Origin of the sequence: Paenibacillus sp. FSL H7-0756, assembly GCF_038006765.1 — a bacterium.
Taxonomy (GTDB): Bacteria; Bacillota; Bacilli; order Paenibacillales; family Paenibacillaceae; genus Paenibacillus_AQ.
Map to the genome: position 1 here is coordinate 1,021,294 of NZ_JBBOVT010000003.1, position 12,944 is coordinate 1,034,237.

12 protein-coding genes and 2 pseudogenes are annotated in these 12,944 nt (G+C 54.1%); 12 read left to right on the plus strand and 2 right to left on the minus strand.

All coding sequences use genetic code 11. The features are described 5' to 3' along the window. The first annotated feature begins 9 nt into the window (after positions 1 to 9). Genes NST04_RS30485 through NST04_RS30495 form a run of 3 tightly spaced genes read left to right on the plus strand, consistent with a single transcriptional unit; the run spans position 10 to position 2,247 of the window. Positions 10 to 1,020: a sensor histidine kinase gene (locus NST04_RS30485; RefSeq protein ID WP_341188096.1), complete on the plus strand. Its 1,011-nt coding sequence runs from the start codon at positions 10 to 12 to the stop codon at positions 1,018 to 1,020. 28 nt (positions 1,021 to 1,048) lie between these two features. Next, a complete protein-coding gene (locus NST04_RS30490; protein WP_341187580.1) occupies positions 1,049 to 1,696 on the plus strand; it encodes a response regulator transcription factor in 648 nt (215 codons plus the stop codon). Positions 1,697 to 1,719: 23 nt separating this feature from the next. After that, positions 1,720 to 2,247, plus strand: a complete 528-nt coding sequence (locus NST04_RS30495; RefSeq protein ID WP_341187581.1) for a hemerythrin domain-containing protein — start codon at positions 1,720 to 1,722, stop codon at positions 2,245 to 2,247. Between the two features lie 65 nt (positions 2,248 to 2,312). Here NST04_RS30495 and NST04_RS30500 read toward each other — a convergent pair. Then, positions 2,313 to 2,978: pseudogene (locus tag NST04_RS30500) on the minus strand (Rpn family recombination-promoting nuclease/putative transposase); the annotation flags it as partial. 261 nt (positions 2,979 to 3,239) lie between these two features. Between NST04_RS30500 and NST04_RS30505 the strand changes: the two are divergent. Genes NST04_RS30505 through ilvB form a run of 4 tightly spaced genes read left to right on the plus strand, consistent with a single transcriptional unit; the run spans position 3,240 to position 8,781 of the window. Beyond that, positions 3,240 to 4,730 carry a nitrate/nitrite transporter gene (locus NST04_RS30505; RefSeq protein ID WP_341187583.1) on the plus strand — a complete coding sequence of 497 codons (1,491 nt, stop codon included), beginning with the start codon at positions 3,240 to 3,242 and terminating at the stop codon, positions 4,728 to 4,730. Positions 4,731 to 4,772: 42 nt separating this feature from the next. Next, positions 4,773 to 6,023 (plus strand): molybdopterin molybdotransferase MoeA, encoded by a 1,251-nt coding sequence (locus NST04_RS30510; RefSeq protein WP_341187584.1) that lies wholly within the window; start codon positions 4,773 to 4,775, stop codon positions 6,021 to 6,023. A gap of 32 nt (positions 6,024 to 6,055) precedes the next feature. Next, positions 6,056 to 7,072: a GTP 3',8-cyclase MoaA gene (moaA, locus tag NST04_RS30515; protein ID WP_341187585.1), complete on the plus strand. Its 1,017-nt coding sequence runs from the start codon at positions 6,056 to 6,058 to the stop codon at positions 7,070 to 7,072. 32 nt (positions 7,073 to 7,104) lie between these two features. Further along, positions 7,105 to 8,781: a biosynthetic-type acetolactate synthase large subunit gene (gene ilvB, locus NST04_RS30520; RefSeq protein ID WP_341187586.1), complete on the plus strand. Its 1,677-nt coding sequence runs from the start codon at positions 7,105 to 7,107 to the stop codon at positions 8,779 to 8,781. Between the two features lie 84 nt (positions 8,782 to 8,865). Here the strand turns inward: ilvB and NST04_RS30525 are convergent, their stop codons facing one another. Next, the gene (locus NST04_RS30525; RefSeq protein WP_341187587.1) at positions 8,866 to 9,579 is read right to left on the minus strand and encodes a YwiC-like family protein; all 714 of its coding nucleotides are present in this window, start codon (positions 9,577 to 9,579) and stop codon (positions 8,866 to 8,868) included. A gap of 199 nt (positions 9,580 to 9,778) precedes the next feature. On the opposite strand from NST04_RS30525, the gene mobB reads away from it, so the two are divergent. The 5 genes and pseudogenes from mobB to NST04_RS30550 all read left to right on the plus strand — a co-directional run bounded on the left by mobB (position 9,779) and on the right by NST04_RS30550 (position 12,793). After that, entirely contained in the window at positions 9,779 to 10,345 is a 567-nt protein-coding gene (gene mobB / locus NST04_RS30530) for a molybdopterin-guanine dinucleotide biosynthesis protein B (RefSeq protein ID WP_341188097.1), read from the plus strand. 24 nt (positions 10,346 to 10,369) lie between these two features. Further along, positions 10,370 to 10,813, plus strand: a pseudogene (gene mobA / locus NST04_RS30535) (molybdenum cofactor guanylyltransferase); the annotation flags it as partial. Between the two features lie 168 nt (positions 10,814 to 10,981). Then, a complete protein-coding gene (locus tag NST04_RS30540; protein WP_341188098.1) occupies positions 10,982 to 11,467 on the plus strand; it encodes a molybdenum cofactor biosynthesis protein MoaE in 486 nt (161 codons plus the stop codon). A 19-nt stretch (positions 11,468 to 11,486) separates the two neighbouring features. After that, the gene (locus tag NST04_RS30545; protein WP_341187588.1) at positions 11,487 to 12,194 is read left to right on the plus strand and encodes a DNA alkylation repair protein; all 708 of its coding nucleotides are present in this window, start codon (positions 11,487 to 11,489) and stop codon (positions 12,192 to 12,194) included. Positions 12,195 to 12,301: 107 nt separating this feature from the next. Then, positions 12,302 to 12,793 (plus strand): pyridoxamine 5'-phosphate oxidase family protein, encoded by a 492-nt coding sequence (locus NST04_RS30550; protein ID WP_341187589.1) that lies wholly within the window; start codon positions 12,302 to 12,304, stop codon positions 12,791 to 12,793. Positions 12,794 to 12,944: the final 151 nt, after the last annotated feature.

Here is a 12,944-nt window from a genome sequence, read left to right on the forward strand (position 1 = left end):
AGTGAGCTTATGACGAAGCTGTTCGAGAACAGCTCGGAGGCGATGTTCTTTTTTGACCGGCAAGGGAAAGCCCTGGCGATGAATCCGGCTGCCGAAACGATTGTCGACAAGGATATTCTGAGGCAGCTGTATCAGGGAAATCCTGAAGCACTCTGCGGAACCTGCCGGGGATATACCAGCGAGACGGAGCTGCGGACCTGCCTGAATTGTTATTTTCACACCCCGGACTCGGAGGAGTTCACCTCTTATCAGGTCTATCTGGAGACCAGGGACAAGGGAATTGTGCCTTATGCCGCAACCTTTCACACTATAGATGAAGAGAATGGAATCCGGGTCTTCATGCTCAGGGATTTAACGAGACAGTTCAAGACGCAAGAGAAGTTCTACCAGAACAAGATGATGAAGCATATTATTGAAGCCCAGGAGAATGAACGCAAGCGGATCTCCCGTGAACTCCATGACAGTGTTGCGCAAGAGCTGATGAGTGCCGTGATTGATCTGCGTGTGCTGAAATATATGACAACCGATGACGGACTGCTCAAAAAAGTAAAGCAAACCGAAGTGTCGATGACCCGTCTGCTGAGCGATATCCGCAACCTGTCAGTGGAGCTTAGGCCGGCTGCCCTGGATGATTTCGGTCTTGAGGCGGCTTTCCGCTCCCACTTCAAGCGGGTGGAACAAACGTATGGCCTGATGATTGAATATGAGTCCCGGCTGTCCGAGAAGCGGTACGGGAGCGAGATTGAAACGGTTATGTACCGGGTATGTCAGGAAGCGGTGCTGAATGCCTTGAAGTATGCCCAGGTCGACAGTGTCAAGGTATCGCTGACCGAGAACGACGGCATGCTCCAGCTGCTGATTCAGGATGAAGGGATCGGCTTCCATCTGGGCGATGAGCCTGCCGGAACAGGCTTGGGCTTGTTCGGGATGCAGGAGCGGGCGGAGCTGGTGGGCGGAACCTTCAGTGTGGATTCAGAGACCGGCAAGGGTACCCGGATTATGCTGCAGGTTCCTGTATGATGGGCCCGAGGAAAGGAATGAGCTTCTGATGAAGATCGTCATTGCAGACGACCATGCGATCGTACGCAGCGGATTCTCCATGATTCTTAATTTTCAGGATGATATTGAAGTGATCGGAGCAGCGGCGGACGGCAGAGAGGCCTACACCATGGTCGCCAAGCTCCGGCCGGATATCCTGATCATGGATTTAAGCATGCCTCCCGGAGAAAGCGGACTGACCGCAACCGGCAAGATCAAAGAGGATTATCCCGATACCCGAATTCTCATTCTGACGATGCATGACGATGATGAGTATCTCTTCCATGTCTTGAAGAACGGGGCCTCCGGGTATGTGCTCAAGAGTGCGCCGGATGAGGAGTTGCTGCTGGCGGTCCGCACGATTTATGAAGGCGGTACTTATATTCATCCCAAGATGGCTACCTCGCTGGTTCGTGAGTTCATTAAGCAGGACAAGACTGGCGGGACCGAGGATCTGTTCGAGCTGCTGTCCAAGCGGGAGCTGGAGATTCTGCCGCTCATTGCCAAGGGATACGGGAATAAGGAGATTGCAGAGAAGCTCTATATTTCCGTGAAGACCGTGGAGGCCCATAAGGCCAAGATTATGGAGAAGCTTAACCTTAAGAGCCGGCCCGAGCTGGTCGAATACGCTTTGAGGAAAAAAATGCTGGATTTCTGACCGGCCACTGGAGGGTTAGCCGTATGCCGGAACATACAGGCCTTAAGTTCACGTTGCCCGCGATGCGCATTCTTGAGAATGAACACCGCTATTTATCTTTTCTGATGGAGGAATGGCATGCCATTGTCCTCTGGTTTGAACAGGAGCAGCTTACGCTGGAAGAGGCCAGGACACAGCTTCAGAAGCTGCGCCGGGCGGTGCTGGAGTTCATGGTTCCGCTGAAGAAGCATACCGATAAGGAAGAGACGTATTTCTTCCCGCTGCTGGGCCGGTATATCGGCTTCGACCAGGGACCGCTGGCTGGCATTCAGGAGGAGCACCGCGAGATTGACGGGTACATCGGGCATTTCCTGCATCACTCTGAGGGAGATATCGGCCAGATGACACTCGCGGGAATCCGCTCAGCCGTGCACGATGCGGGTGAGGCCTTCGAGGTGCTGACCGTCCATTTTGTCAAAGAAGAGACCGTGATCTTCCCGATGGGCGAGAACCAGCTGAGTCCGAAGGACAAGGAACGTTTAGGTGAACAGTTAAATACGCTGATTACGTGACAAAAAAACAGGCCGCTCCATTCTAACTGGGGCGGCTTTTTGATACAACAGGAGACTTTTCACGGTCAGTGCTTCCCCATCTGTGCTTTTAACCTTAGGATTTGTTGTTCTGTGAGACCTGAAGCTTTAACAATAACTGAGGTTTCTACTCCAAGCGCAAGAAGTTCAAGTACTATGGCCTCTGCTCTTTTTTGTTCACCCTTAGCAATTCCTTCCGCACGTCCTTCCGCACGTCCTTCTGCACGTCCTTCCGCTTTAGCACCGTTCATCCGTGAAGCCTCATCACGTAAATACTTCATCCGGGCATCATACTCCATACGTGTAGCGGCATCCTGGCTTAGAAATTCAAGTGTATCCATTGCTTTTTTTAACATGGGTTCATTCATGGTCAGCACCTCCCAGTTTGGTTGTTCAACACCCTTCAGGAATAATAACCAGTTGATTAAACCGCCTGTTAACGGTATAGCCTGCTCCTCGAGCTTTGTTAATTCCATCACATGAATCTCCAGATCATTGTTCAGCGAAATCCCGGTATGATCTTCCCGAAGGCGAAACACATTATGATGGCGGTCATTCGGTAGGCAGGAGTAGTTCAATATATTAATCGTAACACATTTCTTCAATTGGCTATAATCGTCGCCCTTTTGAATTTGGTGATAGTACATCTCACTCCAGTAAAAAAGTGTCCGCTTCTCCATATTGTAAGGATTGAACAATTGCATTTCGATGTTCTGTCCCTAAAACTCTGTAACGCATACAGTCAATTAGGCGGGGCTCTTTTTTACAAGAATTTATATGTTTTAGGGTCCCCGCAAAGTACCTGAATCATCACCTACGCTAAAGCCCCACTTTGTGGGGTTATTTTAGGGTTTCCCCTGTCAGGGAAAGGGGACTCCCCTATATCTGAGCCGGGGAACGGCGGATACAATGAGTACAGGAAGTATTGATTACATGAAATCATCACAAGAAAAAACGGCGAAAAGGTGAAACGAATGATTAAAAAAATGCAATTGCCGCTGCAAACCTTAAACTTGATTACCGGATTCATGGTGTGGGTGATTATCTCTTCCCTGATGCCATTTATCTCGGAGGATATCAGCATCCCATCCGGGCGGCTGGCGATGGTGACGGCCATTCCGGTCGTGCTTGGCTCGGTTCTGAGAATTCCGCTGGGCTATTATGCGAATATTCTGGGGGCGCGGATTATTTTTATGTCCAGCTTCGTGCTGCTGCTGTTCCCGGTCTACTTCATCAGCGTGGCTTCAACCGTAACCCATTTGATTATCGGCGGCCTGTTCCTGGGTGTCGGCGGCGCAGTCTTCTCTGTAGGGGTAACCTCTTTGCCGAAGTATTATCCGAAGGAGAAGCACGGTCTGGTTAACGGTATCTATGGAATCGGGAATCTCGGCACAGCGGTTACAACCTTCTCGGCGCCTATACTGGCAGCACAGTTCGGCTGGGCGAACGCAGTCAAAATGTATCTGATTCTGCTGCTGGTATTCATCGCCCTCAACTTCTTCTTCGGGGACCGTCAGGAGCCCAAGCTCCGCACTCCGATCATCGAACAGATCAGGGGCGTGTCCAGGAACGAGAAGCTCTGGCTGTTCTCCCTGTTTTATTTCATTACCTTTGGCTCCTTCGTAGCTTTTACCATTTATCTGCCGAATTTTCTGGTATCCAGTTTTGGTCTGGAAAAAGTGGACGCCGGGATGCGCACCGCCGGCTTCATCGCGGTGGCGACCTTCTTCCGTCCGATCGGCGGCTGGCTGGCTGACAAGTTCCAGCCCTTGTTCTTACTTATCTTTACCTTCAGTGTATACACCGTGGCTGCCATTATTCTGGCATTCATGCCGGACATGGGCCTGTATACAGCAGGCTGCCTGGCGATTGCGGTAAGTGCGGGAATCGGCAACGGTGTTATTTTCAAGCTGGTGCCGTTGTACTTCAATAAGCAGGCGGGGATTGCCAACGGGATCGTGTCGATGATGGGCGGTCTGGGCGGATTCTTCCCTCCGATTATGCTATCTGTGATTCATGCGGCAACCGGACAATATTCCATCGGCTTCATGCTGCTGTCCCAGGTGGCGCTGGCCAGTCTGGTGCTTGTGGTGTGGCTGTACTTCCAGGACCGGCTTGCTCTCACCTCTGAGGTGTTCAATTCGACCGGCCAGGGGATTCTGGTTACGGATGTGTCCGGCCACATCAAGACGGTCAATCCGGCGTTTACGAAGCTTACCGGCTACACCGAGGAAGAGGTGCTGGGCAAACAGCCAAGCCTGCTGAAATCCGGCCGCCAGCCGAAGGACTTTTACCGCGTGATGTGGGGTGAGGTCAAGGCAAAGGGCATGTGGCAGGGCGAGATCTGGAACAAGCGCAAGAACGGGGAAGAATACCTGCAGTGGCTGAATATCAGCGCTGTGAAGGATGAGACCGGTGAAGATGTACGGTATGTAGGCACCTTCAGCGATATTACACAGAAATAAACGGGTGTACGGAAGCCAAGTCCGCCACCCGGTGAGGAGCAGATGAAGGTGGAGAAGACCAGAACTCCGGTTACTGTAGCGGAAGCGGTGCTGCGGGTAACCGGAAGAGTATGCCGCACAGGTACGGAGACCATTCCGCTCCATGCAAGCTATGGACGTATTCTGGCTGAGCCGCTCACGGCAACCCATGATGTACCGCATTTCACCCGTTCCCCGTATGACGGCTATGCCATAGCTTCGGCAGATTCGGCCGGTGCTTCCGGGAGTAACCGGGTCAGCTTCACGGTGGTGGATCATATCGGCGCAGGGGAAGTGTCGCAGGCAGTAATCGGACGCGGCGAAGCGGTCCGGCTGATGACGGGGGCGGCGCTGCCGGCCGGAGCGGATGCGGTAGTCATGTTTGAGCAAGCGGTCCAGGCGGGGCAGACATTTACGATCCGCAAGGCGTTTGCGCCGCAGGAGAATCTGTCCCTGCAAGGGGAGGATATGCTGGCGGGGGAGATGGTCATTCCGGCCGGGAGCTTCATTCATCCCGGGGTTGTGGCACTGCTTGCTACCTTTGGCTACGGGGAGGTTAAGGCCGGGAAGCTTCCGGTGGTGGGGATTCTGTCTACAGGCACCGAGCTGCTGGCAGTGACAGACCCGCTTGTACCCGGCAAAATCCGTAACAGCAACGGGCCGATGATTGCCGCCCAGCTCGCGCGGATGGGTATCCCGTACCGGATCTATGATACGGCAGCGGACCGGCTGGAGGAATGCCTGCAGACCGTCCGGCAAGCACTCGCTGAGACTGACTGTCTGATCACTACGGGCGGAGTGTCAGTGGGCGATTATGACTATTTGCCGGAGATCTACAAGCGCCTTGGAGCCGATGTGTTGTTCAACAAGGTAGCGATGCGTCCCGGAAGTGTAACTACAGTGGCAGTGGCCGGGGATCAATTCCTGTTCGGACTGTCCGGCAATCCTTCAGCGTGCTTCACCGGCTTCGAGCTGTTCGTAAGACCTGCGCTGCTTAAGATGATGGGGGCGGACCATCTGTATCTGCCGCGTACCACAGCCGCTCTGGCGGAGGATTTCACCAAGGCGAGCCCGTTCACCCGGTTCATCCGGGCGGTATATGACGGCACTACGGTAAGGCCTGCCGGCTTCAACAAATCAAATGCTGTCTCTTCCATCGCACGCGGCAATTCCCTAATAGTACTGCCAGGCGGAACAAGAGGCTTCGCCGCAGGAGATAAGGTAGATGTCATGCTGCTAGGGATGGAAGAGGGCATGAATGATTGGGTACTGTAAGGCTAAGTGTACGGGAAGGGAGGTAGACGCACATGAATGATCATCCACTGCAGGATCAGCTGCGGCGGCCTATCCATGATTTGCGGATTTCGGTCACGGACCGGTGTAATTTCCGCTGCTCCTATTGCATGCCAAAGGAGATATTCGGTGACGACTATGCTTTTCTTCCATCCAGTGAGCTGCTCACCTTCGACGAGATCAGCCGGCTGGCGAAGCTGTTCGTCTCGCTTGGCGTAAGCAAGATCCGGCTGACCGGGGGCGAACCGCTGATGCGCCGCCATTTGCCGGAGCTGGTTACCAAGATCTCCGCCATTCCGGGTGTAGAGGATATGGGACTGACGACGAACGGAGTCCTGCTGGGCGGACAGGCAGCGCCGCTGTATGCTGCGGGCCTGCGCAGGCTGAATGTCAGCCTGGATGCGCTGGAGCCGGAGCTGTTCGGCAGAATGAACGGGCGCGGCTTCAGACCGGGAATGATTCTGGACGCTATAGATCAAGCGGCAGGCGCCGGGTTCGAGGTCAAGGTGAATATGGTCGTCCAGCGGGGGATGAACGAATCCGAGATTCTTCCAATGGCCGCCTACTTCAAGAAGCGGAAGATCACACTGCGCTTCATCGAGTTCATGGATGTCGGCAACGATAACGGCTGGAGCTATGATAAGGTCGTCACCAAGCAAGAAATCCTGCAGCAGCTGCAAAGCGTCTATACGCTGGAAGCTCTTGAGCAGAATTACAGCGGCGAGGTGGCGCAGCGCTACGGCTATCTTGGCAGTACGGCCCAGGTCGGCTTCATCACTTCCGTGTCGGAATCGTTCTGTTCCGCCTGTTCGCGTGCCCGGCTGTCTTCTGACGGTAAGCTGTATACCTGCCTGTTTGCCTCCAAGGGCTTTGACCTTAGGGCCATGCTGCGCGGAGGGGCTGGCGATGAGGAGCTGCTGGCAGCAATTAAGCAGGTATGGGAGATGCGCAGCGACCGTTATTCCGATGAGCGGACGGAAGAGACCCGCAGAAGCAAGGCCAAGATTGGCATGTCCTATATTGGCGGATAAATTATCTGGATGACAGGAGACGAAGGGGAAACATGAACGGAGCAGAGCTGTTGATTGAGATGCTGATTGACAAAAAGGTAGAGACCTTGTTTGGCTACCCCGGCGGCGCCGTATTGCCTCTATATGATGCGCTCTATGATAATGACCGGATTCAGCATGTGCTGGTGCGCCATGAACAGGCTGCGGTTCACGCTGCAGACGGATACGCCAGAGTAACGGGACGTCCGGGGGTAGCGCTGGTGACCAGCGGTCCCGGAGCCACCAATGCAGTGACCGGAATTGCTACTGCGTTCATGGATTCTGTTCCGTTAATTGTGCTTACAGGCCAGGTAGCGACTGACCTTATTGGTCTGGACAGCTTTCAGGAAGTGGATATCTACGGAATGACCATGCCGGTCACCAAGCACAATTATATCGTCAGAGACATTGCCGAGCTGCCCGGAATTGTGAACGAAGCATTCCATATAGCAACAAGCGGCAGGCCCGGTCCGGTTCTAATCGATCTGCCGAAGAACGTGATGAATGCGGAGTTCATTCCTGTCAGTGATGCGGCTACGCCTTGCTCTCAGCCGGTGATCCGGGGATACGAGCCGAATCCGTCCATTGAACCAGCGGATATTCTGCTTGCGGCAGAGCGGCTGAGCCGTGCAGAGCGGCCGCTGGTACTTGTCGGCGGAGGCTGCATGCAGGGAGAGACCCCTGCACTCTTGCGGGAATTCGCGGAGCGGCATCGCTTCCCCGTAGCGGGTACGCTGATGGGGATTGGGGCTTTCCCTTCAGGGCATCCCCTACATCTGGGTATGGTCGGGATGCATGGAACAGTGGCAGCCAACCGTGCGCTGCAAGCGGCCGATGTCGTGTTATGTCTCGGGGTGCGGTTCAGCGACCGGGTAACGGGCAAGCGGAAGGCGTTCTCGCCGGGATCGTATAAAATCCAAGTGGATCTGGATACCTCAGAGCTGAACAAGAACATCCCAGTAGAGCTTGCGGTGACCGGCTCTTGTGAGCAGCTGCTCAGAGGAATACAGGAACAAGTACATACAGTAGAGCATCCGCTCTGGGAAGAGCAGATCGAGGTCTGGCGTCAGCGCAAGCCGAAGCCCGGCCGGGAACAAGGCGTTAAGCTGACCCCGCAGGAAGTCATCCGCGCCCTTCAAAAGGCTACTGCAGGCGATGCGGTGATTGCCACCGATGTAGGCCAGCATCAGATCTGGACGGCTACGCATTATGAATTCTCGGAAGCCCGCTCCTTCCTGACCTCCGGCGGGCTGGGCACGATGGGGTACGGCCTGCCTGCTGCGATTGGGGCGGCCGTAGCTTTTCCTGACCGCGATGTGGTGTGTATTACAGGGGACGGAAGCTTCCAGATGAATATGCAGGAGATTATGACCGCCGTGGATCACGGCCTGAATGTCAAGGTGGCCATCTTCAAGAACGGGTATCTGGGGATGGTACGGCAATGGCAGCAGCTGTTTCTGGGCCGGCGTTATTCCTCAGTGCGGATCAGCTCGCCGGATTTCGTTGCCTTAGCCAAGTCCTTCGGCGCCCACGGGTTCCGGGCACGAACGCTGGCCGAAGCGGAGCAGATTATTGAACAGGCTCTGTATACGGAAGGGCTGGTCGTGATGGAATTTGATATCACCGAGGAGGATAATGTCTATCCCATTGTGCCGCCGGGCTCAAGCAATCAGGATATGATCGTAGAATAGGCTGGAAGACTTGAAGGAAGCTCCTCTCGCGCAGACTAGCGAAGGAGCTTCCTGGTTTTTGTCCAAATAAGCATGGTGGTGCTCCTAGAAATACAGCACCAGCACAGACACATATAACATGACGGAGAAGCCGATCTCGATCATACCGGTGTGCTTGGCGCTGAGACCTGTCCTCGGCAGAATGGCTGCCCGCAGCAGCAGAACCAGCAGCGGGACCAGCAGCGAAGGAAACAGGAACAGTCCGGCTGCCGCGAACAGCAGATGATAGGCCACGGACCCGTAATAGAAGCGGATATTGTTCCGCTCACGGATGACGGTCTTGACATAGAAGGCAGTTCCTATGAAGTATAGCACCGCCAGCACGAACAGCTCATTCACGGCTCTCCAGTTCTCCCCCTGCCCCACATAGAAGACCGGATAAATCACCAGGCAGAACGCCACAATAGCGGAGATGTCATTAAGCAAGGCGCGTTCATTTCGGGTCCGGGCATAATAGAGGTTAACGGCGAATAACGGCAAGAGCAGCAGCACGAAACCCAGCAGCACGGGCTGGACAATCACCAGATAGAGGGCGAATGGAAGAAGCAGAAGCCCGTATAACCTGAGCGGATGGGCATAACGTGCGAACTTCCGGGTCTTCACCCCCTGCAAAAGCGGAAAGCTGAACAGATAGATCAGCAGCCAGCAGACAAACAGCGGAATATGTAAGAACTGCCCCTTGGAAGCAGCGACGCCCAGCAGAAAAGGGAGAATAAGCATCGCCCAGGCGCCGTGCTGGTTGGGGATGTATTTTTTCATGCAGTAATAGACCTCCTTCGCGGATATATCATGACATGTAAGCTGCCAGACTCTTTAACTATACTTGTACCCGGCCGGGAAGGCTGGTGATTTGAAGCACAGTGGCTTCCTGTCAGGCAATTAGGCGGGGAATGGGCAGCGGCTGGAATAGTGTATAATCGAAAATAGATCTTCAAGCAGAGGAGCAGACACCGTGACTATGGAATCCCAGCATGCGGCGGTACAGCGCCTAGTTCCTGTACTGCAAATCATCGGATACAAGAACAGCGGCAAAACAACTCTCGCCTGCCGGCTAATCGAGGCCTTGTCTGCGCAAGGATTACGGGTTGGCTCTGCCAAGCATGATGCCCATTCCTTCCAGCTGGATGATCCGGGGACGGATAGCAGCAAGCATCTCCTGCACGGTGCAGTGGAGACGGTATTGACCTCGCCTGAGGCAACAAGGGTCATGCGCAGATCCGCGGCTTCACTAAGGGAAATAGCGGAGTCGATGCACGGCAGAGTAGATCTGGTAATTGCCGAGGGGTTCAAATCTGCGGAATATCCCAAGATCGCCCTAATTCGCCGCACAGCGGACCAGATCACGCTGCAAAAGGAAGCAACGAACATACGCCTGTGGTTAAGCTGGGGAGAGGCTGCGGAACTACAGAGTGCTGCGTCTGGTTCCCGGATTAGCCCGGATAGTCCGCCGGTATTGCCATTGCGTGATCAGGCGCTTGCGGATCAGGCGGTTATCGCACTGGCGCTGTCACTGCTTCAGTCCTAAAATTTACTACAGGAGGTGTCCTTGGTGCTGACAGGAATTATACTGGCGGGCGGACAGAACACCCGCATGCAGGGCCGCAATAAAGCCCTCCTGACCTACCAGGGAGAACCGTTCATTGTCCGGCAGGTAAGGGAGCTGCAGACCCTCTGCTCCAGCGTGATTGTGGTCACGAACAATCCTGCCCCGTATCTGGAACGTCTTCCACCGGATATTCTATATATACCGGATGTTTATGCCGGGCATGGGCCGCTGAGCGGGTTTCATGCCGCTTTTGCCAATGTAGAGACGGACTATGCCTGGGTGGTAAGCTGTGACAGCCCCGATATATCAGCTCCGGCCGCCGCATGGATGCTTACCCGGCTTGAGGCCGGCGGCTATGATGCGGTTCTGCCCGTGATTGACGGCAAGCATCAGATGCTGCACGGCGTATACCGGCCGCACCGGATCTTGCCGGATATTACAGCGAGACTTGCGAACCGTGAATACCGGCTGGGCGGGTTGTTAGAATCACTGCACTGGTTAGGGGTGGAACGGGAGGATCTGGCCGGTGCGGGGCTAAAGGAAGATTTCGCGGCAGATATAGATACACCCGAACAATATGAGCAGCTGCTGCATCACTCGAAGGGAAGTGAGGAAATGGGCGATTCGTTATTTGAAATTACAGAATCCGTGATTATACCCGCTAAGGTATCCGATAAAGTTCTGCGCAGAGAGGCCGGGGCGATTACCTTATTCATCGGTACGGTGCGTGAGTTCACGCAGGGAAAAAAAACCTTGTATCTTGAATATGAAGCATACCCGTCCATGGCTGTAACGCAGCTGAAGCGCATCGGACAGGAAGTGCTGGAGCGCTGGCCGGATACGAAGGTTGCAGTTACTCACCGGATCGGCAGGCTGGAGATTACCGATATTGCTGTAGTCATCGCAGTCTCCTCGCCCCACCGTAAGGCTGCCTATGAAGCGAATGAATACGTGATTGAGCGGATCAAGCAGATTGTTCCAATCTGGAAGAAGGAGATGGGCGAGGACGGCGAGGCCTGGATTGGCGACCAGCTCGGCCAGCAGACGTACCCCAAGGGGCGTCCTGACTTGCCGGATATTCCGGCGGAAGACCAGAGGTAGCGATAAGGAGGAACGTTCAATGAATGCAGAACAGGTGATGCAGGAGCTTGAAGCGCTTGGCAAGGAACGGACCAAGAAGATGTATACCGCAAACGGTGCACGGGAACCGCTCTTTGGTGTGGCTACCGGTGCCATGAAGCCAATTTTTAAGCAAACCGGAATCAATCAGGCGCTGGCTGAGGAACTGTATGCTACAGGTAATTATGATGCGATGTATTTTGCCGGGATCATTGCTGATCCGAACGGGATGACAGAGGCGGATTACAACCGCTGGATGGACGGGGCTTATTTCTATATGCTGTCTGATTTCGTTGTGGCTGTAACCTTGGCTGAAGCGGATATTGCCCAGCAGGTGGCCGACGAATGGATCAGGAGCGGAGAAGACCTCCGAATGTCGGCAGGCTGGAGCTGTTACTGCTGGCTGCTGGGAAGCCGCCCGGATCAGGAGTTCCCGGAGAGTAAGCTGGCAGATATGCTGGAGCAGGCCGAGCAGAGCATTCATCAGTCCCCGGAGCGCACCCGGTATTCGATGAACAATTTTATGTATACGGTGGCCGTATCCTATTCGCCGCTTCATGAGCTGGCTCGTGAGACGGCGGAGCGGGTGGGTCCGGTTGAGGTGGACAAGGACAAGCCGAAGAGTAAGCTCATCAGCGCATACGATAATATTATGAAGGCTGTCGACAAAGGACGGATCGGGTTCAAGCGCAAGCATGTACGCTGCTGATCTCGCGGATTTCACCGGCATCCGGTAATGTTTCGCTGCTTCTGGTTAATAAATGCTATGCATTTGGATAACCTATTCCCTATCCTGGAAGAAAAGAGGCGGTAAAGATGTCAACTACACACCATAGTCACGAGGAAGCCGTTGAGACGGTCCGCAAGCTGATCAAGGGTATCGATATGGCCATGCTCACCACCATCTCGGAGGAAGGGCTGGTCTCCCGGCCCATGAAGACCCAGGAGGTCGAATTCGACGGAGACTTGTGGTTCCTGACCAAGAAGGATACCAGCAAGTTCGGGGAGATTCTGTATGATCCGCGAGTGAATGTCGTGTATGCTGATAAATCTTATGTATCGATCCGCGGGACAGCCGAAATTGTAAACGATGTGAACAAGAAGAAGGAGCTCTGGAGTGCAGGGTACGATACGTTCCTGAAGACAAGCTATGATGATCCGAATGTCATTCTGCTCAAGGTCCATGCCGAAGCCGCCGAATATTGGAAGAGCGGCAATCTGGCCGAGAAGGCAGTATATATGTTCAAGCGGATGACCGGCCAGGACACGGAAGGGCTGAATCTGAATCAGACGGTCGAGCTGGAATAGAGCAGACAGAAGGTTTTAGGAAGCTATAGGTTCATAGGTTCTGCAACAGAGAGATCAACAGAATTCATCTGGGGGTCTCTTTTTTTTGTTGTGTCGCTGGTAAAAGATAATTGTCACATTACATACGGCTCATGTGTTATATCTATATGCT